We start from the raw sequence: 25,668 nt of genomic DNA, 5'->3' as shown, positions 1-25,668 counted from the left end.
CAACCTGCCGTGCCTATGATCGGTCGCCTGGTGGTGGTAGGTCTGGGGTTGATCGGAGGCTCCTTCGCCAAAGGCCTGCGTGAGAGTGGGCTGTGTGGCGAAGTGGTCGGTGTGGACCTGGACCCGCGTTCGCGCCAATTGGCGGTTGAGTTGGGTGTGGTGGATCGCTGTGAAGCAGACCTTGCGCTCGCGTGCCAGGGCGCTGATGTGATCCAGCTGGCGGTGCCGATCCTGGCCATGGAGAAAATGCTCGGGTTGTTGGCGGGCATGGACCTCGGCCAGGCGATTCTGACGGACGTCGGTAGCGCAAAGGGCAATGTGGTGCGTGCGGCGCAATTGGCGTTTGGCGGTATGCCGGCGCGTTTCGTGCCGGGCCACCCCATCGCGGGCTCCGAGCAGAGCGGGGTCGAGGCGTCGAATGCGCAACTGTTCCGCCGTCATAAAGTGATTTTGACGCCGCTCGAACAAACGGACCCTGCAGCATTGGCCGTGGTCGATCGTCTTTGGCGCGTGCTGGGGGCGGATGTGGAGCACATGCAGGTCGAGCGCCACGATGAAGTGCTGGCGGCGACCAGCCATTTGCCGCACCTGCTGGCCTTTGGTCTGGTGGACTCACTGGCCAAGCGCAACGAAAATCTCGATATCTTCCGTTACGCCGCTGGTGGCTTTCGCGATTTCACGCGGATTGCCGGCAGCGACCCGGTGATGTGGCACGACATCTTCCTCGCCAATCGCGAGGCCGTGTTGCGCACCCTGGACACCTTCCGTAGCGACCTCGACGCCTTGCGCGACGCAGTCGATGCCGGCGATGGCCATCAATTATTGGGCGTGTTCACCCGTGCGCGGGTGGCGCGTGAACATTTCAGCAAGATCCTGGCTCGCCGGGCCTATATGGAAACCGCAGTGAGCGCTGATGAGCTGACGTTCCTCGCCAACCCCGGCGGCCGCTTGAGCGGACGTATTAGGGTGCCGGGCGACAAGTCGATCTCTCATCGTTCGATCATGCTGGGCTCGTTGGCCGAAGGCATCACCGAGGTCGAAGGTTTTCTGGAGGGCGAAGATGCCCTGGCGACCTTGCAGGCGTTTCGCGACATGGGCGTGGTGATTGAAGGCCCGCACCATGGGCGCGTCACCATTCATGGCGTGGGCTTGCACGGCTTGAAGCCAGCGCCGGGGCCGATCTACCTGGGTAATTCCGGTACGTCGATGCGCCTGTTGTCCGGCTTGCTGGCGGCACAACGTTTTGACAGCGTGCTGACTGGCGACGCGTCTTTGTCCAAGCGCCCGATGAACCGCGTGGCCGTGCCGCTGCGGGAAATGGGCGCTGTGATCGAAACCGCGCCGGACGGGCGTCCACCGCTGACCATTCGGGGCGGGCAAGCGCTCAAGGGTCTGGCCTATTCGATGCCGATGGCGAGCGCGCAGGTTAAATCCTGCCTGTTGCTGGCGGGTTTGTATGCCGAGGGCAAGACATCGGTGACCGAGCCTGCGCCGACCCGTGACCATACCGAGCGCATGTTGCGCGGCTTTGGTTATCCGGTCGCCGTGGAAGGCGCGACGGCGTCGGTGGAGTCTGGTCACGCGCTGACGGCGACCCATATCGAAGTGCCGGGGGATATTTCTTCTTCAGCGTTTTTTCTGGTGGCGGCATCGATCGCCGAGGGTTCCGAGCTGTTGCTGGAGCATGTCGGCATCAACCCGACACGCACCGGCGTTATCGATATTCTGCGGTTGATGGGCGCGGACATTACCCTGGAACATCAGCGCGAAGTGGGCGGTGAGCCTGTCGCTGACGTGCGGGTGCGTGCAGCAAGGCTTAAGGGGATCGAGATTCCCGAGGCGTTGGTGCCACGGGCCATCGACGAGTTTCCGGTGCTGTTCATTGCCGCTGCCTGTGCCGAGGGGAGAACCGTGTTGCGGGGCGCGCAAGAGCTGCGGGTCAAGGAGTCTGACCGCATTCAGGTCATGGCCGATGGTCTGTTGGCGCTGGGCGTGAAGTGTGAACCGACAGCCGATGGGATTATCATTGATGGTGGCCTGATCTGCGGTGGCGAGGTGCATGCCAGCGGCGATCACCGGATTGCCATGGCGTTCAGCGTGGCTTCCCTGCGGGCGGCGGCGCCGATTCGTATCCGTGACTGCGCCAATGTTGCTACATCTTTTCCGAATTTTCTTACACTGTGTGCCCACGTCGGCATCCGTGTTGCCCAAGAGGCTCAATTGTGAATATCAAAGCACCGGTGATTACCATCGACGGGCCAAGTGGCTCGGGCAAAGGCACGATCGCCGGCATTCTGGCCAAGCGCCTTGGCTGGTGCCTGCTCGACTCCGGCGCGCTGTATCGCCTGCTGGCATTTGCCGCGCGCAACCATGGCGTCGACCTGACCAATGAAGAATCCCTGAAGTTGCTGGCGGCGCACCTTGATGTCCAGTTTGTCGGGGCGACTGAAGGTCATCCCCAGCGCATCATCCTCGAAGGGGACGATGTGACCGATGACCTGCGCAATGAGCAAGTCGGTTCCTGGGCCTCACAGGTCGCCGCGCTGCCGGCCGTGCGTGACGCCTTGCTGCAGCGCCAGCGGGCGTTTCAGGAGCCGCCGGGCCTGGTGGCGGATGGCCGCGATATGGGCACGGTGGTGTTTCCGGAAGCGCCGCTGAAGATTTTCCTGACCGCCAGCGCCGAGGAGCGTGCTCGCCGCCGTTACTTGCAGTTGAAGGGCAAAGTCGATGGTGTTAGTCTGTCGAGTCTGCTAGATGAGATCCGTGCACGCGATGAGCGTGATACCCAGCGTGCGGTAGCCCCGCTCAAGCCGGCGGCTGACGCCATACAGCTGGATTCCACGGAGTTGTCCATCGAGCAGGTGCTGGAACGCATTCTGAGTGAAATCGCCATTCGCGATATCGCCGGGTGACAAAGAAGGCTGCAGGGGACCAGTCATAGTCCTGTGGTGCTTCTTTTAATTGAAACTGACCCACACCGTCTGGGGTGTGGAGATGGGCGTATTCTTCGCCCTTATCAACAGGAATTAAAATGAGCGAAAGCTTTGCGGAACTCTTTGAAGAAAGCCTAAAAACCCTGAACCTTCAGGCAGGCTCCATCATCACCGGTGTTATCGTTGATATCGATTACCAAGCTCGCTGGGTAACCGTTCACGCTGGTCTGAAGTCTGAAGCTCTGATCCCGCTGGAACAGTTCTACAACGATGCTGGTGACCTGACTATCAATGTCGGTGACGAAGTTCACGTTGCTCTGGACTCGGTTGAAGACGGTTTCGGTGAAACCAAGCTGTCCCGTGAAAAAGCCAAGCGCGCTGAATGCTGGATTGTTCTCGAAGCAGCCTTCGCAGCTGAAGAAGTGGTTAAGGGCGTTATCAACGGTAAGGTTAAAGGCGGCTTCACTGTCGACGTTAACGGCATCCGTGCGTTCCTGCCAGGTTCTTTGGTCGACGTTCGTCCAGTGCGCGACACCACGCACCTGGAAGGCAAAGAACTCGAATTCAAGGTCATCAAACTCGACCAGAAACGCAACAACGTTGTCGTTTCCCGTCGCAGCGTCCTGGAAGCAGAGAACTCCGCCGAGCGTGAAGCTCTGCTGGAATCCCTGCAGGAAGGCCAACAAGTCAAAGGTATCGTCAAGAACCTCACCGATTACGGCGCATTCGTCGATCTGGGTGGCGTCGATGGCCTGCTGCACATTACCGACATGGCTTGGAAGCGTATCAAGCATCCTTCCGAAATCGTCAACGTTGGCGACGAGATCGATGTCAAGGTTCTGAAGTACGATCGTGAGCGTAACCGCGTTTCCCTGGGCTTGAAGCAGCTGGGCGAAGATCCATGGGTTGCTATCAAAGCTCGTTACCCAGAAAGCACTCGCGTTACCGCGCGTGTTACCAACCTGACCGACTACGGCTGCTTCGCTGAGCTGGAAGAAGGCGTGGAAGGCCTGGTACACGTTTCCGAAATGGACTGGACCAACAAGAACATCCACCCTTCGAAAGTCGTACAAGTCGGCGACGAAGTGGAAGTTATGGTTCTGGACATCGACGAAGAGCGTCGTCGTATCTCCCTCGGCATCAAGCAGTGCAAATCTAACCCATGGGAAGATTTCTCTGGCCAGTTCAACAAGGGCGATAAAATCTCCGGCACCATCAAGTCGATCACCGATTTCGGTATCTTCATTGGTCTGGACGGCGGCATCGACGGCCTGGTTCACCTGTCCGACATCTCCTGGAACGAAGTTGGCGAAGAAGCTGTTCGTCGTTTCAAGAAGGGCGACGAGCTGGACACCGTTATCCTGTCGGTTGACCCAGAGCGCGAGCGTATCTCCCTGGGTATCAAGCAACTGGAAAGCGATCCGTTCTCTGAATACGTTCAGGACAACGATAAAGGCGCAATCGTTAAGGGCATCGTGAAGGAAGTTGACGCTAAAGGCGCCATCATCACTCTGGCCGACGATATCGAAGCGACTCTGAAAGCCTCCGAAATCAGCCGTGACCGCGTTGAAGACGCGCGTAACGTTCTGAAAGAAGGCCAGGAAGTAGAAGCCAAGATCATCAGCGTTGACCGCAAGAGCCGCGTAATCCAGCTCTCCATCAAGTCGAAAGACGATGCTGAAGAGAAAGAAGCAATCCAGAGCCTGCGCGATAAGCCAGCTACCTCTGAAATTGCTGCTGGTCCTACCACTCTGGGCGACCTGTTGCGTGCACAAATGGAAAAACAGAACTAAGTTCTGTCAGACCATAGAAAAAGGGCGACTTCGGTCGCCCTTTTTTGTGCCTGAAATTCGTTGAATCAACAAGCGAGAACGAAGGCGTATAGCTCAGTGTCAGAACTGACTATAGTTTAAGAAAAGCAATTCTCGTGTTGTTGCTTCAATAAGGATTTGAATGAACAGGCTTATTTTAGTGTTTGCGGTGATAGTGCTTACAGGGTGTACCGCCACCAGTGCCAAGACCCACGTCAAGCGAGGCGTCAGTGGCATTGAGGTTGACTGCTCGGGGCTCGGCTCCAACTGGGGGAAGTGCGAGGAGCGAGCCGCTCGTGAGTGCAAGATGCAGGGCTATAAGGTTGTCACCCGGTCCAGCGACGCCAAGGACGAAGAGGGTGATTACCCGTTCGGATGGAACCCCGCTGGTGCCGTCACTCGCACCATGTTGGTGATCTGCAAATGAAGTTAAAACGCGGCCCTTGGGAGCGTCCATGTTTGGTGCAGATAAGTTGTCCGGTGGGCTTTTCAAATTCACCAAGTCATGCTAAAACCTTTGAAGCGCTTTTCCTAGCTGCTTGAAAAAGAAGGGAAAAATATGACGAAGTCGGAGTTGATCGAACGAATTGTCACCCATCAAGGGCTGCTCTCATCCAAGGATGTGGAGCTGGCTATCAAGACCATGCTTGAACAAATGTCCCAATGCCTGGCGACTGGGGATCGAATTGAAATCCGTGGCTTCGGTAGCTTTTCTCTGCACTACCGCGCGCCGCGTGTAGGTCGTAATCCGAAAACCGGGCAATCCGTCAGCCTTGACGGAAAATTTGTACCTCACTTCAAGCCGGGCAAGGAATTGCGAGATCGGGTGAACGAAGAAGAGGAAGAGGGCGTCTGAGTTTCTTTGGAGCAGGAGAAATTTATGCGTGGAGTTAAGCGCGTTGCGCTAGTAACCACAGCATTGGTTGCAGCGCTTGTGGTTATAGGTTTTGTATTGGAAAACCAGCAGAGTGTTTCTCTTTCGTTTTTTGGGTGGGCAACTGCGCAGATTCCGGTAGCGATATTTATTGTGTTGGCGCTGATTCTAGGGATGCTCATCGGGCCGCTATTAGGTGTCGTGGTTTGCGGTCGTCGTCGTAAATTACCATCTGCTGGGCGTGGCTAACGAGCTATTACGTTTGTGGCGCCTGATGGTTGGGTAACAACGCCGTTTTTCAGAAACTAATCTGTATTCGATTTAACCATCTCGTGGGCCTTAGGGCTCTGCGGTTTGCGAGCATGGTTGCGGCCTCGTGCGCCTGTATAGCCTTTCTGGTTTTTTCGCTATCGTATTTTTCTACACGTTTATAACTGCTATTTTTAGCTAAATAGGAATAATCCTACAGACCTGTCAAGACTTGTAATATGTCAGAGAGATGGCAAAATGGAATATGTTCTCGATAACGGACATTTTGTGTGCTCGAAATTTGGCAGAGACGCCGGGTTTTGAAGGTCATATAACTAAAATAAAAAATACATACAATTGTCTGCATAACGAGCCCGCAGTTTCTATTTGAAGGCAGGTTTTTGTTGTGAGTAGTTTTCGTGCGTCCTCGCTTTATCCCTCCGACGAAATCGATCTCGTCGCGCTTTTTCAAGCTGTCAGGCAGGAAAAAAAGCTCATTGTGCAAGTCACGTCTGGCTTTGTGTTCCTCGCGGTCGCGTACGCTTTCTTGGCGACCCAGGAGTATCAGGTAAGCAGCGTGTTAAGACCGGCTGCAATAAACGAGTTAGACGCATTGAATCGGTCGGAGGTCTACAAACTTCCCCCAGGAGAAGCACTGTTAAAGTTGGGAGCGTCTTTGGAGTCGTATGAGACTCGTTTGGGTTTCTTTAGGGCTAATCAGCCGCTATTTCGTGAGTTTGAGCGGCCGGGGCGCACGCTGGAACAGAGTTTCGAGGAATTTAACCGAAACTCAATAAGATTGATTTTGCCCGACCCTAAAAAATCAGACTCTTTAAGTGCCTATATTGGACTTGAAATGAATTATCCCAAAGGTGTTGATGGTGTAACTATCCTCAATAGCTTTGTTGAGTACGCCATAACCAATGAGCGCAAGCAAATAGCGGCTGATTTAAACGTCATCATTAAAAATCGTCTAAATGAAATCTCCGGAAAGTTCAACGCTGCACGCGCCAGTTATGAAACCAATAAAGAGGCAAAGATAGCATCATTGCTTGAGGCGGATAACGTTAAGCGCGCTAGGTTGCAGGATGAGTTAAAAGCGCTGCGCGCTCAGCTTAAGACTACGCGGGTCGATCGTATCGCTCAATTGAGCGAAGCGATCGGGATCGCTCGGTCGCTGGGTATTTCGAAGCCAGCGACGCCCTCTTCGCTTGGAGATACGACTCGGAAGGGCTCAAACAGCGTGATGCGCACAGAGATTAACAATCAGCCAATACCGCTTTATTTCATGGGCGTGGAAGCGCTTGAGGCAGAGCGGCGGGCGCTTGCTCAGCGAGGATCCGACGATTTTTCCGAATCCAGAATAGCTCAAATTGCCAAAGAGTTGCAGATGCTGCAGTCCAATCGAGAAGTTGAGATGCTGAAGCGTCGGGAGAATGAAGATATTTTTCTAGCAGGTGTCGAACCATTGCGCGCTGAAATGGTGCGCTTGCGCAATCTAAATATCGATATGGATAACCTCAAGCTGGTCTCTATCGATCGTGCCGCGTTAGAGCCTTTGAGCGCTTACAAGCCCAAAAAGGCCCTTATCATAGGTGGTGGTTTTATACTGGGCTTGATCTTCGGTACTGCTTTGGCAGTGTTTCGGTCTGTCTTACGCAAGAAAAAGCAAGCTAAATGATCCTGTGCAGTCAAAAAAAACATTCGCAGTGAGCGCAAGGCCTGTAAGCACCGGTGATTTGAGTGTTTTTGACGGGCTTTCGTCCTTTGCTTGCGCTGGTGGTGAGGATGAGTGGAGCGGGGGGATAGGCGCTTGGTAATTGTGCTATTGCCTTTGCGTAAATGTGTCTAAAATTGTGGTGAAATTTCAGGGCGCGAGCATCGCTATGAAGCGATGCGGTAAGGTCACTGAAAATCCTGACCCTGTCGGATACTTGTAGGGAGCTTATGGCATATTTATCAAGCGATCAGTTAGCTAAAATGGGTTTTAAAAAGCTCGGTAAAGGGGTGAAGATCAGTGATCGCGCCAGCATTTATAATGCTGATGAAATAGAAATTGACGACTTCTCCAGAATTGATGACTTTTGCGTGATTTCTGGGAAAGTAAAGCTCGGGAAGTTTAATCACATAACACCGATGTGTCTTGTGGCGGGCGGAACACCTGGTGTTTTTCTCGATGATTTTTGTACGCTGGCCTATGGCGTCAAAGTGTTTTCCCAGTCTGATGATTACAGCGGAGAAACGCTAACTAATTCTCTCGTTCCCAAAAAATATAAGAGAGAAATTTTTTCAGCGGTGCACTTGCACAAGCATGTCATCGTGGGTGCAGGAGCCGTCATATTTCCAGGTGTAGTAGTCGCCGAAGGCTGTGCAGTCGGTGCGATGGCGCTCTTGACGAAAAGCACTGATGCCTGGGGCATCTATGCCGGTATCCCTGCAAAAAGAGTCAAAGAGCGAAAGAAAGATTTACTTAAATTAGAAAAAGAATTTAACGGTGAGCACGATGAAAATTCCATTTAATAAACCGCCTTACACCGGCAACGAGGATCAATACGTTACGCAGGCAATGCGTAGTGCCAAAATGTCGGGCGATGGTGACTTCACCGTTAGTTGCCAGCGCTGGTTTGAAGAAACGTTTTCGTGTGAAAAAGCGCTCCTGACGCCTTCGTGTACTCAGGCCCTCGAGATGGCCGCTATCTTGATTGATATTCAGCCGGGCGATGAAGTTATTATGCCTAGCTTTACCTTTGTTAGTACGGCGAATGCATTCGTGTTGCGTGGGGCGAAGATCGTATTTGTCGATATTCGTCCAGATACAATGAATATTGATGAGACACTGATTGAAGCAGCCATTACTGATAATACTAAGGCCATTGTGCCTGTTCATTATGCAGGTATTGCCTGTGAAATGGACGTTATCATGGACATTGCACAGCGCCATGGCCTGTTTGTTGTGGAAGATGCCGCTCAGGGCATGATGTCTACGTATAAAGGCCGACAGTTGGGTACGATTGGCCATCTGGCTGCTTATAGTTTTCACGAAACAAAAAACTATACAAGTGGCGGTGAGGGTGGATTGCTACTGATCAACGATAAGCGTTTCATTGGTCGTGCCGAGATTATCCGTGAAAAAGGTACCAATCGTAGTCAGTTTTTTAGAGGCATGATTGACAAATATACCTGGGTTGACATTGGTAGCAGTTACCTGCCTGGAGAGTTGCAGGCGGCTTATCTGTTTGGTCAGCTGGAGCGTGCGAATGTAATTAATGATTTCAGGCTGAGTGTCTGGCGCCGATACGAAGCTTCTCTCGGTGGGTTGGTCGCCGATGGTTTAATCGAGATCCCGACAACACCGGTTGACTGTATTGGCAATGCTCACATGTTTTACATCAAAGTTAAAAATATGATGGCGCGCACCGCGTGTATTAAATATTTGAATGCTGCCGGTGTCGGCGCTGTATTTCACTATGTGCCACTGCACAGCGCTCCTGCCGGTGTATTACTGGGTCGGTTTGTAGGTGAAGACCGTTTTACCACTCAGGAAAGTGAGCGCCTGATTCGTTTGCCAATATGGTACGGAATGTCCGATGTTGAGGTGCAACATGTAATTGACTCCGTGATAGGAGCCGTTGATGCCGTCGGCCGGTAAATTAAAAGCCGCAGGTAATGGTATGTTGGTCGGCGCTTTTTTTACAAGCGCCGCTCAAGCATCTAAGATACTTGTTGGTTTTGTGATTCTGAAACTGATTGCTCTTTACCTGGGAGCGGATGGCCTGGGTAAATTGGGTCACTTCATGAGTTTGGTGTCCATTGCCGTTCTGTTGGCTGGCGGTGGTATCAGTCATGGCGTGATCAAGTATGTCGCAGAGTTTAAGAACAGCCAATTCAAACTGGATCGCTTGTTCTCTACAGCCGTTTTTTATGCGTCGAGTTTTTGTGTTGTCTCATTATTGTTGCTATGCGCGTTCTCAGAAAGAATTTCTATATTTGTTTTTGGCGAAGCTGAATATTATTGGGTTGTTTTATTGCTGGCGTTTGCTCAGGTCGTGTTCGCGTTTAATATTTTGTTTTCCGGATTTTTTAACGGTCTCGGAAAGTTAAGGGTTAACGCAATCGTTCAAGTTGTTTCTAATGTGCTTGTGCTTCCTGTTATCTGGTGGTTGATTTACGCGTTTGGTTTGCCCGGCGCTGCTATTGCCATGCTGGCAATATTTGCTATGCCCTTGCTTATTTCCCAGGTTTTTCTACGGAATGTGCCGATTTTGCGAATGCTTAAATGGCGCAAATTCGACATGGCGCTCGCCAAGAAATTTTCGAGGTTCGGGCTGATGTTACTGGTCAGCGCAGTAATGTTTCCGGTTGTTGAAATAATTATCAGGCAATCGCTTATTGCACAAGTTGGTTATTCTGAGGCCGGGATTTGGCAAGGCAGCATAAAACTGTCGAGCGCCTATATCGGGTTTTTCAGCGTTTTCCTGGCTTCCTATTTTATGCCAATGATTTCAGCCATTCAGGACAAGTCAATTATCACTGTGCATGTCGTCAAATTCATGCTGCTGGTGATGGCGGTATTTTTGATGGGGGGAAGCGTCTTGTACTTCGGGCGTCACTTTTTTATTCCACTCTTATTGTCTTCTGAATTTCATGATCTCGAAAATTTCATTATATTTCAATTGATTGGCGACTTCTTCAAAGTGGCGGCTTATGTGGTTGGATTTGTTGCTGTGGCAAAAGCCGCGACTAAACTGTATATCCTGTCTGAAGTCATGCAAGCACTTCTATTTGTTGGGTTGACGTTTTCTGTGGGAGAAAAAATGGGCGGCATTCATGGTGTTATGTACTCCTACATGCTGGCCTACATGATTTTCTTCGTGATTTCCATCATAGGCTTTGTTTGTTGGGTGCGCAGATAATGGGGTTGGAATTTGTATTCCCGTTGTACCTCGTATTTGGATTTATCGTGATGGTAGCGGCGTTTGATATGCTCAGTGATCGGCGCCTGCCAGCCGTTGTAGTGTCGGTATTAATGGGGCTTCCCCTCATACTCTTGGCGACGTTAAGAGTTGCGGGTGTAGGCAGCGATGACCTTGCTTATCTGCAGATGGCTAACGAAATCCCTTCGTTATTGGATTGTCAAAATATCTACTGTGATTACAGCTATTCGACGTTTAATGTCGAGTTTGGCTTTTTTATGTTTCTCTCATTTTTGGCGATGATAGGAAAGAATTCCTTCGTTTTGTTTGGCTTTAGTTCGCTGTTGGCGGTGACGCTCAATATAAGGAGTATTCGTTATTTTTCTCCTTACTTTGCGTTGAGTGTGTTGGTGTATTTCACGCATTTTTATCTTGCGAAAGAGTTGAACGCGATACGACTGGGTATTGCATCTGGCTTATTGTTTTATGCAGCGACGTATTTATACAGGCAGCGCTACATGAAGTTGGCGCTTTATTTTTTAGCTGCCACGTTAGTCCACGTATCGTCAGTGTTTTTTATTATTCCTCTCGCACTGTACGCGATGAAGCCAAAAAGAGTTTTGTACCTTTTCGTCAGCGTCATACTAATTTTATTGGCTGTGTTCATTGATTTTAAATCAGTACTGCGCCACGCCGCTCTTTTTGGATTCGTGGGCGAAAAAATTGAACTGTATCTCAACGCTGATATGTACAGCTACGCATTGCCGCTTTTCGATATGGTCAATATCAAAAACTTGGTAATCGTGGTGGGTGCACTGGTGTGCTGGCGACGACTTGAAGCGCGTTATCCCACGTTTAACCTGGTTTTCTGTATATTTTATTGCGCCACGTTCCTGCGAATTGTACTCGGCGACTTCGCCATTCTGGCTGGGCGCGGCTACGCAAGTATTTCAATGTTTGAATATATCTTGCTCCCAATGATTGCTGTGCATTTACTTGGGCGCAAGCTTGGATTTTTGCTGGTCTGTCTTTATGCTTTCGGAACGTTGTATCTGAACTTGAGTAGCAACTCCGGCTGGACGGGCGGATCAGAAGTTTTTTTTGACTTTCTATAATTTTTGGTGAGTATATGAAAAATATTTTATTTGTGATGGGAGGCCTGTCCATCGGCGGGGTCGAAACCTACGTGGTCCGCTTGGCGAAGCACCTTAACATGGCGGGTCACAAGGTCACCGTGACGCTACTCTCGAATAAGAGCGACGCAGGCTTGTTCAAAGAGCTTTCCCGCTATGCCACCATTAATGTTGTGGAGCACGTTCCTTTTTTTCAGGCGTCAAGCTGGATCAACGCGCTTATACCTGCCAAGCGGGATAAGGCTCATTATGACATTGTGCATGTGGTAGATGTTCTAACGCTGGCCTATGTTTTTCTGAATAAGTCGTACTTGAGTTTTACATCAGTGAGCGTTGGTATCTACCATTCGAAAGAAATTTGCTGGTGGCGTGGGAGAGATATTTACTTTAGAAAAAAGATGCTCGAACTCTATGATCGCAATGTTGAACTGACGCTGTTCCCTAACGAAAGAACTGCTGAAATGGCGTCGGCATTTACTCATGTCGAACTTGATAAGTTAGATATTCTGCCATTGGGTATCTCCTTCGAGAGCTACGCTAGTCGGCAGCCACTGCAGTCTTCATTGCGGATCGTGTCGGTTGGCCGTCTGGTGGACTTCAAGGTCTACAACAAGCATGTGATCTCACAGCTGGCCGAGCTGCGTAAGCAGGCTGATTTTGAGTATTTTATTTATGGTGACGGGCCTGAACGCGCGGCCCTCGAGTCCCTTTCACAAGCGTGTGGCGTCAGTAAGTATGTGCACTTTAAAGGGGAGGTGGAATACGCAGAACTTCCCTCTATCCTAGAAGGTGCCTTTTGTTTCGTAGGTTCTGGGACGACGATCATTGAAGCGTCGGCGGCGGGGATTCCTTCGGTCGTGGGTATTGAATCTATAGAAAAGCCACTCACCTGCGGGTTGTTTTCGGATGTTTCCGGCTACTCATATAATGAGGAGTCTGCAACAACAACGAGGGTAGGTATTCTGGATACGATTGCAATGCTGCAGGCGTTAGGCCCCGAGCAGTATCTTGAGGTCTCCAATCAGCATCGTACGAAGGCAAAGTCGTTTGACATCATCGAAACGTCACAGAGGTTGGTGGATCTATCAAATCGCAAGCCGATGTTCGATATGAAGATGAACCGTTGGCTTGCGATGCTGTCGTTTTTTAAATCGGTGATAGTACAAGGTCCCCGTGGGCTAAAATCCAGATTTGATAGTGTGAATTGATATGTCTTTGAATATTGCGATTGTGACTCAGTACTTTTATCCTGAGAGCTTTATTATCAATGATATTGTTGAAGAATTGACGTCGTTAGGCAACGACGTGGAAGTGTTCACTGGGCAACCGAACTATCCGGAGGGAGAAACCTACGAGGGCTATGACCAAAATGCCTGTAGCGAGCACTTGTATAAGGGTGCGATAAAAGTTCATCGAGCTCCGTTGAGGCCGAGAAAGGCCGGAGGCGCCAAGAATTTGGTACTCAATTACCTGTCTTTCGTGATAAATGGGGTAAGGTTTTTCCCGAAAAAAAATGCAGGTAAGCAGTTTGATGCACTTATAGTATTTGCTGTTTCACCCATTACCGCGGCTATTCCGGCAATTGCGCTGAAACGCGCCAGCAATGCTCACTTGATGGTTTGGGTGCAAGACCTATGGCCGGAAACACTTAAGGCTACCGGGTTTATAAAAAATGCTCTTTTGCTCAAGATCGTTGGATATCTTGTGCGCTTCATATACGCTCAGGCCGATACCATTCTGGTTCAATCTGAAGCTTTTATTTCATCCGCAGCAAAATATGCCTCGAAAGATAAAATTGTTTATTATCCTAATTCCTATCGCGTTCCATCTGTCAGCGCGGATGCTGCGGAGCGACTGCCGCTTGAGATCAGCCAGTTATTATCATCCCATTTTTGTGTGGTTTTCGCCGGTAACCTAGGCTTTGCGCAGTCCCTGGAAACCATTATCGATGCGGCAAAAGCTTTAGGTCATTTGAATTGTAAGATAGTGGTGGTGGGTAGCGGCAGCCGACTTGAATGGATGCGTGAGCAGAAGCGCCAGCATCATTTGGACAATTTGGAGCTGGTGGGACGGCTACCATCGTCGATGATGCCCGAATTGTTTTCCAAGAGTGCCGCATTGCTGGTCACGCTTAAGCGCGATGAGATATTTACTTTGACAATCCCCAGCAAGATCCAGGCTTATATGGCGGCCGGTAAGCCTGTTCTGGCTGCTTTGGACGGTGAGGGGGCAAGGGTCGTGGCTCAGGCGGGGGCTGGGTTTTGCTCACCTGCCGAGGACGCCGCTGCGCTGGCCAAGAATATAGAGGCGCTTTATGCGGCCACTCCGGAAAAAAGGGCTGCTTATGGGGCGGCAGGCTATAGTTTTTTCTGTAATAATTACGAGATGAAGAACCAATGCCGCCGATTGGTGCAGATTATTAAAGAACGGGCTGCGAAATCTTAGAGATTAATGATGAAAATATTAGTGCTGGGCGTGACGGGAATGTTAGGGAGTGCTGTATTCAAGTATATAGCCAATCATACCGAACATAGTGTTTTCGGCACTATGCGTGGAAAAGGTGGGATGAAGTACTTTGAAGAAAAGCACAAGGATAACTTTTTTCCTGATATCGATGTTCTTGACTATGAGTCGCTAGTTGGTGTGTTTGAGAAAGCTCGACCGGATGTTGTTATCAACTGCGTCGGCTTGATTAAGCAGTTGGCTCACGCCAAAGACCCGCTGTCAACGTTGCCATTGAATTCAATGTTGCCGCATCGCTTGTCCAAACTATGCAAACTCACTGACGCGCGCCTCGTTCATATCAGCACCGACTGTGTGTTTACTGGCGCTAAAGGTCTTTACGTTGAGTCGGATCTGTCTGATGCGGAAGACTTGTACGGTAAATCCAAGTTCATTGGTGAGCTGCATGATGAGAAGCATGCGATTACATTGCGGACCTCTATAATTGGTCACGAACTGGCTAGTTGCTCCTCCTTGGTTGATTGGTTCTTGTCTCAGGAAGGGGCGGTAAAAGGTTTCACGAAGGCCATTTTTTCCGGTGTGCCTACCGCAGAGTTGGCTCGCATCATTGTCGATTTTGTGCTGCCTAACAAAGAGCTGTTTGGGCTTTATCACGTTTCAGTGGCACCCATTGACAAGTTTACATTGTTGAATGAAATCGCCAAGGTCTATGAAAAGAACATTGACATCATTGCTGATGAGAAATTGGTAATTGACCGCTCTCTGGATTCGACGCGCTTTCGTGAAGCGGTCGGTTACGTGCCGCCGGTGTGGCCTGATCTTATTAAGTTTATGCGCGCTCAGCGATAATTTAGGAGTTTTGTATGTTTGACAATAAAGTATTGATGATCACCGGTGGTACAGGTTCTTTCGGCAACACGGTGTTAAAACGTTTTCTCGATACGAACGTAAAAGAAATTCGCGTGTTCAGTCGTGATGAGAAAAAACAGGAAGATATGCGCATTGCGCTCGGCAATGACAAAGTAAAGTTTTACATCGGTGATGTGCGTGACTACAACAGCATTTCCCAGGCTATGGTCGGGGTTAATTATATTTTCCACGCCGCCGCACTCAAACAAGTTCCCTCGTGCGAGTTTTACCCGATGGAGGCCGTCAAGACAAACGTTCTGGGTACTGAGAACGTTTTGAACGCGGCGATTGCCAATAATGTGGAGCGTGTTGTCGTATTGAGCACCGACAAAGCGGTTTATCCGATCAACGCAATGGGCATTTCCAAAGCGATGGCGGAAAAATTGGTAGTCGCCAAGTCCCGTATGATTCCACAAACCGGTCCGGTTATTTGCTCCACTCGCTACGGTAACGTGATGGCGTCGCGTGGTTCAGTAATCCCATTGTTCATTAATCAGCTCAAGCAGGGTGGAGAGCTGACGGTTACCGATCCTAATATGACGCGTTTCCTGATGTCCTTGGAAGACTCGGTCGATTTGGTGCTGCATGCATTCGAACATGCTGAGCAGGGCGATATTTTTGTCCAGAAAGCACCTGCATCCACGGTGGAAGTTCTGGCCCAGGCGCTAAAGGAACTTTTCAACCGCTTGAACTCGATTAAAGTCATCGGCACCCGCCATGGTGAGAAGCTGTATGAGTCGTTGATTTCTCGTGAGGAAATGGCGAAAGCTGAAGACATGGGCCGCTATTATCGTATTCCGGCGGATAATCGCGACCTGAACTACGAGAAGTACTTTGTGGAAGGCGAAACCGAGATTTCCGAATTGGACGACTATACCTCTCATAACACCGAACGCCTTGACGTTGAGGGCGTGAAGAAGCTGCTGCTAAAACTGGATTTCATTCAGGAGCAACTCAATGCTTAAGGTTATGACCCTGGTAGGTACCCGTCCGGAACTCATTAAAATGAGTCGCGTGATCGCAGAATTGGATAAGCATACTAATCATATTTTGGTCCACTCTGGTCAAAACTACGATTTCGAGCTTAATCAGGTGTTTTTTGATGACTTGGAGATCCGTAAACCCGACCACTTTCTAGGTGCCGTCGGCGAGACGGCTGCTCAGACTATTGCGCAGGTCATCGAAAAGTCCGATGAGCTTTTCGAAAAAGAAAAGCCGGATGCTTTGCTGCTTTACGGTGACACCAACACGTGTTTGGCAGTTATCGCTGCCAAGCGTAGAAAAATTCCGGTGTTTCACATGGAAGCCGGCAATCGTTGCTTTGACCAGCGCGTGCCCGAGGAACTGAACCGCAAGGTATTGGACCACTTAAGCGATATCAACATGGTGCTGACCGAACACGCTCGTCGATACCTGCTCGATGAAGGCGTGCGTCCGGAGACCATTGTCAAGACGGGTTCCCACATGGAAGAAGTCTTGAACCATTACATGCCCAAGATCGAAGCGTCAGATGTGTTGGCACGAGAAGGGCTCGAGACGGGACGTTATTTCATCGTCAGCACGCACCGGGAGGAGAACGTTGATACACCCGAGAATCTGCGCGATTTGCTCAGCTCATTGAAGGCGTTAGCGGACCAATATCAATATCCGGTGATTGTCTCTACGCATCCTCGTACTCGTAAGCGCCTCGAGGCATTGGGCGAATCGCTGGATCATCCATTGATTCGTTTCGTCAAGCCGTTTGGCTTGCTGGACTACATCAAGTTGCAGATGGGCGCGTACTGCATACTGTCTGATAGCGGCACGATTACAGAAGAAGCTTCCCTTTTGAATCTGCCGGCCGTCACCATCCGCAACGCTCATGAGCGCCCGGAAGGTATGGATGAGGGCACGCTGATTATGTGTGGTTTGAAAACCGAGCGCGTCCTCAATGCTGTTCGTGTAGTGACATCACAACATGTTCGCGGCGAGCGTTCCATTGCAGTGGTTGATGATTACCTTGGCGGCGCAGTTTCCAAAAAAGTCGTGCGAATCGTACATAGTTATACCGATTACATTAACCGCACCGTTTGGTCTAAGTCGTAAGCAAGGAGCTTTTCGTGCACATATTTGTGACAGGAGCATCGGGATTTGTTGGTCGCCGGGTGGTTCAAGTTTTAACCGCTCGGGCTGATATTCGAGTCACTGTCGCTGCCAGGGGCGAGCGTTTTACCTGCCCTGAAGCAGAGCAGGTCGTCCGATTCGACGACCTTGCGACCGCGCGTTTCTCGGCCGAACTTAGTGGTGTTGATACGGTGGTGCATTGCGCTGCGCGCGTCCATGTCATGAATGATCAGGAAGCTGATCCGTTGGAGGCTTTTCGTCGCGTGAATGTTGAGGGCACGTTAAACCTCGCTCGTCAGGCTGCAAAGGCGGGTGCAAGGCGGTTTATATTTCTCAGCTCGATAAAGGTCAATGGTGAAAGCACTACACCGGGCGCGCCTTTTACAGCTGACGAAGTGGGTAACCCGTCGGACCCTTACGGTGTTTCTAAAATGGAAGCCGAGCAAGGCCTACGTGAGCTGGCCTCGAGCTCAGGAATGGAAGTCGTGATCATTCGGCCCGTACTGGTCTATGGGCCTGGTGTGAAGGCTAACTTTCGCAGCATGATGCGCTGGCTGCATAAAGGCGTGCCATTGCCTTTTGGCGCTATTCATAACGCTCGTAGTCTGGTGGCCTTGGATAACCTAGTTGATTTGATCGTCACCTGCGTCAGTCACCCTGCGGCGGCGAATCAGACGTTTATGGTCAGTGACGGTGAAGACCTGTCGACCACTGTATTGTTGCGTAAAATGGCATCAGCATTGGGCAAGCCAGCGCGTCTTCTTCCGGTCCCCTCAGCACTCTTGAGGGCAGGGGCGAACATGCTGGGGAAGCGCAGCCTGTCACAACGCTTGTGTGGTTCACTGCAGGTTGATATTTGCGCTACACGTTCCGTTTTGGGGTGGACGCCTCCATTGTCGGTGGATGAGGCGTTGAAGGTGACGGCGTCGGATTTCATGGAAAATGAAAAGAAATGAGTTATTGGTGGATTGTCCCTACTGTTGCGTTGGTCTCATTTGTGATGACCGCTGTAATTCGTCGATACGCGCTGTCGCGAAGTATCATTGATATTCCGAATGCGCGCAGCTCACATTCTGTGCCCACGCCTCGAGGCGGCGGGGTAGCAATTGTGCTTGCTTTCCTCGCTGTTATTCCGCTGTTGGGGTGGCTGGGGCTGGCATCTACGGATTCGTTGATTGCGGTAGGGGGGGCCGGATCTCTGGTTGCGGTGTTGGGTTTTATGGACGATCACGGTCATATCGCAGCTCGTTGGCGTTTGGTTGGCCATTTTTGCGCAGCAGCGTGGGCATTGTTTTGGTTCAGTGGACTCGCTCCGCTAACTGTTTTCGGATGGCGTCTGGAACTCGGCATCGTCGGTAGCCTCCTGGCTGCGGTTTATATAGTTTGGATGCTCAACCTCTATAATTTCATGGACGGAATCGACGGTATCGCCAGTGTCGAAGCAATATGTGCCTGTTTGGGCGCCTGTTTGCTTTATACGATGAGTGGCCATCAAGATATGATCTGGTTGCCTTTGTTATTAGCTGCAGCGGTCGGGGCATTTCTTCTCTGGAACTTTCCTCCCGCCAAGATATTCATGGGGGACGCGGGGAGTGGATTTCTGGGGGTTATTTTGGCCTGCTTCTCTATTCAGGCTGCGTGGGCCCAATCGTCTTATTTCTGGGCCTGGTTGATATTGCTGGGGATATTTGTGGTTGATGCAACGTTCACGTTGGTACGGCGTTTATTGCGCGGTGACAAGGTCTACGAAGCTCATCGCAGCCATGCTTATCAATTTGCATCGCGCAAATTCGGCAAACATCTTCCGGTGACTCTGGCAGTGGCGGCCATCAATATATTCTGGCTGTTGCCCATTGCAATGGGGGTTGTTTTATACGGTTTGGATGGTGCTTGGGGTCTGATCCTCGCTTATCTACCGCTGGTTCTTCTGGCGATAAAATTTCATGCTGGTGAGCTTGAGAAGCTGGGTGTTGGCAAATAAGCAGTACTTGCAGCCGAACTGGATGCTCTGACGAGCCCAGGTGTGGCGTTGAGAGCACAAGGCGTGGGAGTGAATAGAGGTGTTTGAAGAGGCTATGGATAAGTTACGGGCGTATTTGGTCGGTCTACCTAGACGCAAGAAACGACTGATACAGGTCGGCACCGATGTATGTTTGGTTTGGTTGGCCTTGTGGCTCGCGTTCGTTGTACGCCTGGGCATCGACGAGCTGGTTAATCCGGTTCGCGTTCACCTGTGGTTGTTCATTGCCGCTCCTATTATCGCAATTCCTCTGTTCATACGCTTCGGCATGTACAGGGCGGTGATGCGCTACTTCGGAAACGATGCACTCATCGCGATCATCAAAGCGGTCAGCTTGTCGTCGCTGATTCTCGGCGTTGTCGTTTACTGGTACAGCAACCACCAGAATGTGGTTCCACGCTCCATAATCTTCAATTATTGGTGGTTGAGCCTGATTATGGTCGGTGGCCTGCGTTTGGCAATGCGACAGTATTTTTTGGGCGACTGGTTTGCCGCATCACAACATGTCCCGTTTACCAGCCGTGACGACGGCCTGCCGCGTGTTGCTATCTACGGGGCCGGGGCCGCGGGCAATCAACTGGTTGCTGCTTTGCGCATGGGCAGAGTGATGCGCCCGGTGGCATTTATCGACGACGACGCCAGCATTTCTGATCGTGTCATATCGGGACTGCAAGTCTACAAGCCCAAGCACATTCAACGGATGATTGAAGTCACCGGTGCTCAAGAAATCTTACTCGCGATCCCATCTTCCAACCGCGGCCGTCGCCGTGAAATCCTTGGCTTCCTCGAAGGTTTTCCACTGCATGTACGAAGCGTTCCAGGTTTCATGGACCTCGCCAGCGGTCGCGTCAAAGTGGATGACATTCAGGAAGTCGACATCGCCGATCTGCTGGGTCGTGATGCAGTGCCCGCACAAGGCGAGTTGCTGGAACACTGCATCAAAGGACAAAATGTTCTTGTGACCGGCGCGGGTGGATCAATCGGCTCCGAACTTTGCCGGCAGATCCTCGCCTTGCGTCCGACAACATTGCTGTTGTTCGAACACAGCGAGTTCAACCTCTACAGCATCCTTTCAGAACTCGAGCAGCGTGTCACCCGCGAGTCGCTGCCTGTGAAGTTGCTGCCGATCCTCGGTTCAGTGCGCAATCAGTCCAAGTTGCTTGATGTCATGAAAACCTGGCATGTAGACACGGTTTATCATGCTGCTGCCTACAAACATGTGCCAATGGTTGAGCACAACATTGCTGAAGGTGTTTTGAACAACGTCATTGGTACGCTTAATACCGCGCAAGCGGCGTTGCAGGCAGGTGTCGCCAACTTCGTTCTTATCTCGACAGACAAGGCAGTACGTCCGACTAACGTCATGGGCAGTACCAAACGCTTGGCGGAACTTACCCTGCAAGCCCTAAGCCGCGAACTGGCCCCTGTGCTGTTTGGTGAGAAGTTGAACGTCTCGCGAGTCAACAAAACCCGTTTCACCATGGTGCGTTTCGGTAATGTGCTGGGATCCTCCGGCTCAGTCATTCCGCTGTTTCATAAGCAGATCAAGACGGGCGGCCCGCTGACAGTTACTCACCCCAAGATCACCCGCTATTTCATGACGATTCCTGAAGCGGCTCAATTGGTGATTCAGGCGGGCTCCATGGGACTCGGCGGTGACGTATTCGTGCTGGACATGGGTGAGCCGGTGAAGATCGTCGAGCTGGCCGAGAAAATGATCCACCTGTCTGGCCTGAGTGTCCGGTCTGACAAGAACCCGCACGGCGACATTGCCATTGAGTTTTCCGGTCTGCGTCCGGGTGAAAAGCTTTACGAAGAGTTGCTGATCGGTGACAACGTTGTGGCTACCCAGCACCCGATGATCATGAGCGCCAACGAAGATCATCTGCCCTGGGATGTACTCAAGGTTAAGCTGACCGAACTGCTTGCAGCCGTAGATCAAGACGATTACACGCGGGTGCGTCAATTACTTCGCGACACGGTGAGTGGTTATGCGCCGGACGGCGAGATCGTCGACTGGATATACCAGCAACGCCGTCTGGAGCCCTGAGTTAACACCCTGTTACTCACCCATTTTTGACACCTCCCAAACATCACCTAAGTTAGAGGAGCAGCTTTAGGAAAGCTGCTTCTCTTCTACCGATGTCATGGAGCGTCACCAATGCAAAACACCTACATATCCTCGCTGATCTTTGCCGTCCTCACCAGCCTCTCTGTAGCCACCCACGCCTCCCCGCCCACCAAACCCGAAGCCACTGCGCCTATCAGTGCGCAGATGGCGAACGTCGAGCAAACCACCAAGGTCAACCTCAATGCTGCTGATGTGGACACTCTTCGCCGCGAACTTTTCGGCATCGGTGCGGCCAAGGCTAAAGCTATTATTGCCTACCGCGACGACAACGGTCCGTTCACGGCGGTTGACGAGTTGCTGGAGGTAAAGGGTATCGGCAAGGCATTGCTGGAGAAAAATCGCGACAGGCTTGCCATTAACTGAGGAAGTGAACGCAATGCATGAGGCCGGTCATTGACCGGCCTTTTCTTCATCTGAAACTTGATCTTTCAATGCTCCGCGTACCATTTCCAGAATACGCGTTGCCAGCTCCGGTTTTTCCACGCTTCTCGCTAGTACCGGTGCGCCCACCAGCGTCCAGATAAGCAACTCGCTACGGGCGAGGTCAGGTGCCATTCCGAAAAGTAGCTGTCGATGAACGCCTCCAGCGGTCGTTCCTGGGTAAACAGCATTTTGCAGTGCGCATCCAACTCTGCCCCTACAACCTGCAAGGCCTTTTCCACTCACTCCTCTTTGGATTTGAAGTGTGCATAGAGCCCGCCATGCGTCAGGTCCAACGCTTTCATCAACGCCTGCAAACCCGCGGCGCCGATACCATCGAGGCGAAAGCGTATAGACGCTTGCTTGATGGTGCGTTAGTGGATCTGGGCTTATGGTCTCGTGAGTAGCGCATAGAACTGCCGGATACGTGAGGGCATTTTGACGGGTCTGTGCGATTACCTACTGAGGCAGGCGGCGACCACGTTGGCATGAAAAGTGGTTACGTTTACCCCGGTGATTGTTCAACAATCGGAAGATGATGATGACCCTTAGTTTGTCTTTGGCCGACCAGATCGCCTTGGAGCTTCGCGCCGACATCATCGGCGGACGCCTGTTGCCGGGAATGCCGCTGATAGAGGCCGACTTGGTCCAGGCGTACAACGCATCGCGCAATACGATTCGCGAAGCGCTGCATCGTTTGGGGCAGGAGGGGCTTACGCGTTACGTGCGCAATAAAGGTGTGATGGTTCGGCGATTGGATCGTGATGAGGTGCGTGACCTGTTCGTCGTGCGTCGCACGTTGGAGTTGCAGGCCATCGCCCATAGCGTTGCGTTGACCGGCGACCAGGCCGAGCACATGCAAAACGCCATTGACGCCACGACCCTTGCCCGGGAACGGGAAGACTGGCGTGCCGTGGCCACCCACAGCCTGCTGTTTCATCAGCAGATTGTCGGGTTGATAGGCAGCCCATTGTTCGATGAGTTTTTTGCGCGGGTCATAGCCCAGTTGCGCCTGGTGTTTTGCGCAGCACCTGATGAACGACGTTTCCAGTTGCCCTGGCTGGAGCGGGACTGCGAGATTTACACCCTGCTGGCAAACGGTAACAAGCTCGCCGCGCAAGAGGCCATGAGCCTTTACCTGCACGATTCGGAACGCCTTTCCCTGGCTCTGTTTGATCACTCTTGATGGAGGTTTGCCCATGTACAAAGACTATCCAGCTGCTTATCAGGTCAGCAAAGGTTCGGCCCTGCAAGTCGACACTGCGTTCTATGAACGCATTCGTGACCAAGCCGATAAACGCACGTTGATCGAGCAGTTCGAAGTACCGATTCGCACCGGCAGGGCGTGGAAAGTGCCGGCCGGGCATGTGTTCCGCGTCACTACACCGGTTGGCCCGCAGGTGGGTGACTTCAACGTGTGGAATGCCAATGACCCGCGCGAACGTCTTTGGGCAGCCCGCACGCGCCAGTTGCAGGGCGCGCATGTCAGCACCCATGACCGGCTGTGGTCGAACCTGCCGTTTCTGCGGCCACTGGTGACTATCACCGATGACAGCCTGGCGGGTTACGGCATTGATGAACACGGTGGCCGCTTGCACGACTTGCTTGGCACGCGGTGCGATCCTTATGTGAATCGCATGCTGACAGGGGAAGATTTCCACCATCATTGCCACTCAAACCTGACCCGTGCCGTTCTGCCTCACGGTCTGACGGAGTTTGACGTGCACGACGTGCTGAATATCTTCCAGTGCACTGGCCTCAATCATGACGACATGTACTTCATGAAAGCCTGCCCGGCGCAGAAGGGCGACTACCTGGAGTTTTTTGCCGAGATTGATTTGCTGTGCGCGCTGTCGACCTGCCCGGGTGGCGATTTGTCGCTGCCGATGTGGGGGCCTGACGCGCAGGACCCGTTAACGGTGTGCCGCCCGCTGGGCGTCGAAATCTACAAATTGGAAGAGGCGTTGCTCAGCGGCTGGAGCTCGCCCGCGCGTGCTGCCTATAACGGGCAGCACGGTTTGCATATTGCCAAGGCGGCATGGGAGTAAGCCCGCCTAGCGGTCCTGCGCGTCCTTGGCATCCGCCTGGACGTTGCGCTCGGCCACGCGCTTGCGTTGTTCGTCGGTGAGTTCCACCTTGTTGGCGCTGTCACGCAGCATCATCAGCCCACCGACGATCGACCCGATCGCAACCACCATAATCAACCACGCATACCACGGCATAAGGCTCTCCTTGAGGCAGATCGCCGTGGGAGAGTTTTCCCACGGTAATAACTGCTTTGAGTTACAGGCTTTCTGAGTAGTTCAGTGTAGGCCTGTTCTGCCTCATTAACCTTAGAGTCCGGTCAGCATCGCATCCGCCGGTGCATCGGCGCGGTCTTGCGCGGTCAGTTGGAAGTAGATGAAACCCACCACCATGAAGCCGAGGAAGATCAAGCCGATCAGCGCGTTGAACCAGGCCATGGCGACCAGGCACACCACCGCCAGTACCAGTGCGATACCCGGCACAATCGGGTAGCCCGGCGCGCGGAAGGTGCGTTCCAGCAGCGGCTCGGTCTTACGCAGCTTGAACAGGCTGAGCATGCTCATGATGTACATGACGATGGCACCGAACACCGCCATGGTGATCATCGCCGCGGTTAAGGTCATGCCACCCAGGTTAATCAACCCGTCGCTGTAGATGGCCGCGATACCGACCACGCCACCGGCGATGATTGCCCGGTGCGGCGTCTGAAAACGCGACAGCTTGGCGAGGAAGGAGGGCAGGTAACCGGCGCGGGCCAGCGCGAAGAACTGGCGCGAGTAGCCAAGGATGATCCCGTGAAAACTCGCCACCAGGCCGAACAGGCCGATCCACACCAACATGTGCAGCCAGCCGGAGCTGTCACCCACCACGGTTTTCATGGCTTGCGGCAATGGGTCGTTGATGTTTGCCAGGGTGCGCCAGTCGCCCACGCCGCCGGCGAAGAACATCACGCCCATGGCCAGTATCACCAGGGTCAGGATGCCACTGATGTAGGCCTTTGGAATGGTGCGCTTGGGATCTTTCGCCTCTTCAGCTGCCATGGCCGCGCCCTCAATGGCAAGGAAGAACCAGATGGCAAATGGAATGGCGGCAAACATCCCGGCAATCGCCGGGGCGCCAAAGGTGTCGGAACCGGCCCAGCCATTCAATGCAAAGTTGCTGAAGCTGAACGCGGGGGCGACCACGCCCATGAACACCAGCAACTCGGCGACGGCGAGCACGCACACCACCAGTTCGAAGGTGGCGGCGAGTTTCACGCCGAGGATGTTCAGGCCCATAAACACGATGTAGGCGCCGACGGCCGCGTGTTTGGGGTCCAGTGCCGGAAACTGCACATTCAAATACGCGCCGATGGCCAAGGCGATGGCCGGTGGCGCGAAGACAAATTCAATCAGGGTTGCCAGACCCGCGATCAAGCCACCTTTCTCTCCAAAAGCGCGACGGCTGTAAGCAAACGGCCCGCCAGCGTGAGGAATGGCGGTGGTCAGCTCGGTGAAGCTGAAGATAAAGCAGGTGTACATCGCCGCGACCATCAATGAGGTCACCAGAAAGCCCAAAGTCCCTGCGACGCCCCAGCCATAGCTCCAGCCGAAGTATTCGCCGGAAATCACCAGCCCGACGGCAATGCCCCACAAATGCAGAGTGCCCAAAGTGGGTTTGAGTTGTGTGTTCATGTGTTGCTCTC

The 25,668-nt window shown here is 52.2% G+C and carries 24 protein-coding genes and 1 pseudogene; 22 read left to right on the top strand and 3 right to left on the bottom strand.

Going from position 1 to position 25,668, the window contains the following annotated elements; genetic code table 11:
* Positions 1-15 precede the first annotated feature (15 nt).
* The 20 genes from Q7C20_RS21215 (at position 16) to Q7C20_RS21120 (ending at position 21,902) form a co-directional block, all read left to right on the top strand.
* Complete coding sequence (locus tag Q7C20_RS21215; RefSeq protein ID WP_375069996.1) at positions 16-2,226, top strand: bifunctional prephenate dehydrogenase/3-phosphoshikimate 1-carboxyvinyltransferase; 2,211 nt, start codon at positions 16-18, stop codon at positions 2,224-2,226.
* A complete protein-coding gene (cmk, locus tag Q7C20_RS21210; protein WP_003172653.1) occupies positions 2,223-2,912 on the top strand; it encodes a (d)CMP kinase in 690 nt (229 codons plus the stop codon). The genes Q7C20_RS21215 and cmk overlap by 4 nt, the downstream gene beginning before the upstream one ends.
* Positions 2,913-3,031: 119 nt before the next feature.
* Positions 3,032-4,726 carry a 30S ribosomal protein S1 gene (gene rpsA, locus Q7C20_RS21205; protein ID WP_071483562.1) on the top strand — a complete coding sequence of 565 codons (1,695 nt, stop codon included), beginning with the start codon at positions 3,032-3,034 and terminating at the stop codon, positions 4,724-4,726.
* A 160-nt stretch (positions 4,727-4,886) separates the two neighbouring features.
* On the top strand, positions 4,887-5,171 hold the full coding sequence (locus Q7C20_RS21200) for a hypothetical protein (protein WP_348060339.1): 285 nt from the start codon (positions 4,887-4,889) through the stop codon (positions 5,169-5,171).
* A gap of 132 nt (positions 5,172-5,303) precedes the next feature.
* Entirely contained in the window at positions 5,304-5,600 is a 297-nt protein-coding gene (gene ihfB / locus Q7C20_RS21195; protein ID WP_003189779.1) for an integration host factor subunit beta, read from the top strand.
* A gap of 24 nt (positions 5,601-5,624) precedes the next feature.
* Positions 5,625-5,867 (top strand): lipopolysaccharide assembly protein LapA domain-containing protein, encoded by a 243-nt coding sequence (locus tag Q7C20_RS21190; protein ID WP_375069971.1) that lies wholly within the window; start codon positions 5,625-5,627, stop codon positions 5,865-5,867.
* Positions 5,868-6,273: 406 nt separating this feature from the next.
* The gene (locus Q7C20_RS21185; RefSeq protein WP_375069970.1) at positions 6,274-7,548 is read left to right on the top strand and encodes a Wzz/FepE/Etk N-terminal domain-containing protein; all 1,275 of its coding nucleotides are present in this window, start codon (positions 6,274-6,276) and stop codon (positions 7,546-7,548) included.
* Positions 7,549-7,814: 266 nt separating this feature from the next.
* A complete protein-coding gene (locus Q7C20_RS21180; RefSeq protein WP_348060345.1) occupies positions 7,815-8,387 on the top strand; it encodes an acyltransferase in 573 nt (190 codons plus the stop codon).
* Complete coding sequence (gene rffA, locus Q7C20_RS21175) at positions 8,371-9,516, top strand: dTDP-4-amino-4,6-dideoxygalactose transaminase (RefSeq protein WP_348060347.1); 1,146 nt, start codon at positions 8,371-8,373, stop codon at positions 9,514-9,516. Before Q7C20_RS21180 ends, rffA begins: the two co-directional genes overlap by 17 nt.
* On the top strand, positions 9,500-10,780 hold the full coding sequence (locus tag Q7C20_RS21170; protein WP_375069968.1) for an O-antigen translocase: 1,281 nt from the start codon (positions 9,500-9,502) through the stop codon (positions 10,778-10,780). The genes rffA and Q7C20_RS21170 overlap by 17 nt, the downstream gene beginning before the upstream one ends.
* On the top strand, positions 10,780-11,895 hold the full coding sequence (locus Q7C20_RS21165; protein ID WP_375069967.1) for an EpsG family protein: 1,116 nt from the start codon (positions 10,780-10,782) through the stop codon (positions 11,893-11,895). The genes Q7C20_RS21170 and Q7C20_RS21165 overlap by 1 nt, the downstream gene beginning before the upstream one ends.
* Before the next feature lie 14 nt (positions 11,896-11,909).
* Positions 11,910-13,121 (top strand): glycosyltransferase, encoded by a 1,212-nt coding sequence (locus Q7C20_RS21160; RefSeq protein ID WP_348060352.1) that lies wholly within the window; start codon positions 11,910-11,912, stop codon positions 13,119-13,121.
* Between the two features lies 1 nt (position 13,122).
* The gene (locus tag Q7C20_RS21155; RefSeq protein ID WP_375069964.1) at positions 13,123-14,358 is read left to right on the top strand and encodes a glycosyltransferase family 4 protein; all 1,236 of its coding nucleotides are present in this window, start codon (positions 13,123-13,125) and stop codon (positions 14,356-14,358) included.
* Between the two features lie 9 nt (positions 14,359-14,367).
* Complete coding sequence (locus Q7C20_RS21150) at positions 14,368-15,225, top strand: dTDP-4-dehydrorhamnose reductase family protein (RefSeq protein WP_375069963.1); 858 nt, start codon at positions 14,368-14,370, stop codon at positions 15,223-15,225.
* A 14-nt stretch (positions 15,226-15,239) separates the two neighbouring features.
* Positions 15,240-16,250: a nucleoside-diphosphate sugar epimerase/dehydratase gene (locus Q7C20_RS21145; protein WP_348060356.1), complete on the top strand. Its 1,011-nt coding sequence runs from the start codon at positions 15,240-15,242 to the stop codon at positions 16,248-16,250.
* Positions 16,243-17,370, top strand: a complete 1,128-nt coding sequence (gene wecB / locus Q7C20_RS21140) for a non-hydrolyzing UDP-N-acetylglucosamine 2-epimerase (protein ID WP_375069961.1) — start codon at positions 16,243-16,245, stop codon at positions 17,368-17,370. The genes Q7C20_RS21145 and wecB overlap by 8 nt, the downstream gene beginning before the upstream one ends.
* Before the next feature lie 14 nt (positions 17,371-17,384).
* Positions 17,385-18,344 (top strand): UDP-glucose 4-epimerase family protein, encoded by a 960-nt coding sequence (locus Q7C20_RS21135; RefSeq protein WP_375069959.1) that lies wholly within the window; start codon positions 17,385-17,387, stop codon positions 18,342-18,344.
* Positions 18,341-19,369: a glycosyltransferase family 4 protein gene (locus Q7C20_RS21130; protein WP_348060361.1), complete on the top strand. Its 1,029-nt coding sequence runs from the start codon at positions 18,341-18,343 to the stop codon at positions 19,367-19,369. The genes Q7C20_RS21135 and Q7C20_RS21130 overlap by 4 nt, the downstream gene beginning before the upstream one ends.
* 94 nt (positions 19,370-19,463) lie before the next feature.
* Positions 19,464-21,458, top strand: coding sequence for a polysaccharide biosynthesis protein (locus tag Q7C20_RS21125; protein WP_375069995.1), 1,995 nt, complete (start codon positions 19,464-19,466; stop codon positions 21,456-21,458).
* 111 nt (positions 21,459-21,569) lie between these two features.
* Positions 21,570-21,902 (top strand): helix-hairpin-helix domain-containing protein, encoded by a 333-nt coding sequence (locus Q7C20_RS21120; RefSeq protein WP_348056305.1) that lies wholly within the window; start codon positions 21,570-21,572, stop codon positions 21,900-21,902.
* Between the two features lie 27 nt (positions 21,903-21,929).
* Here the strand turns inward: Q7C20_RS21120 and Q7C20_RS21115 are convergent.
* A pseudogene (locus Q7C20_RS21115) lies at positions 21,930-22,371 on the bottom strand (TetR/AcrR family transcriptional regulator).
* 129 nt (positions 22,372-22,500) lie between these two features.
* On the opposite strand from Q7C20_RS21115, the gene Q7C20_RS21110 reads away from it, so the two are divergent.
* Together Q7C20_RS21110 and Q7C20_RS21105 are read left to right on the top strand one after the other, a co-directional pair.
* Entirely contained in the window at positions 22,501-23,145 is a 645-nt protein-coding gene (locus Q7C20_RS21110; protein ID WP_375069957.1) for a GntR family transcriptional regulator, read from the top strand.
* A gap of 13 nt (positions 23,146-23,158) precedes the next feature.
* On the top strand, positions 23,159-24,007 hold the full coding sequence (locus Q7C20_RS21105; RefSeq protein ID WP_348056309.1) for a DUF1989 domain-containing protein: 849 nt from the start codon (positions 23,159-23,161) through the stop codon (positions 24,005-24,007).
* 6 nt (positions 24,008-24,013) lie between these two features.
* Here the strand turns inward: Q7C20_RS21105 and Q7C20_RS21100 are convergent, their stop codons facing one another.
* Both Q7C20_RS21100 and eat read right to left on the bottom strand, forming a co-directional pair.
* The gene (locus Q7C20_RS21100; protein ID WP_348056311.1) at positions 24,014-24,181 is read right to left on the bottom strand and encodes a DUF2897 family protein; all 168 of its coding nucleotides are present in this window, start codon (positions 24,179-24,181) and stop codon (positions 24,014-24,016) included.
* 111 nt (positions 24,182-24,292) lie between these two features.
* Positions 24,293-25,657, bottom strand: coding sequence for an ethanolamine permease (gene eat / locus Q7C20_RS21095; protein WP_375069955.1), 1,365 nt, complete (start codon positions 25,655-25,657; stop codon positions 24,293-24,295).
* Positions 25,658-25,668 lie beyond the last annotated feature (11 nt).

It is taken from the genome of Pseudomonas sp. AMR01 (genome assembly GCF_041946035.1).
Classification (GTDB): Bacteria; Pseudomonadota; Gammaproteobacteria; order Pseudomonadales; family Pseudomonadaceae; genus Aquipseudomonas; species Aquipseudomonas antarctica_B.
This window is presented reverse-complemented; position numbering and strand designations above follow the sequence as displayed.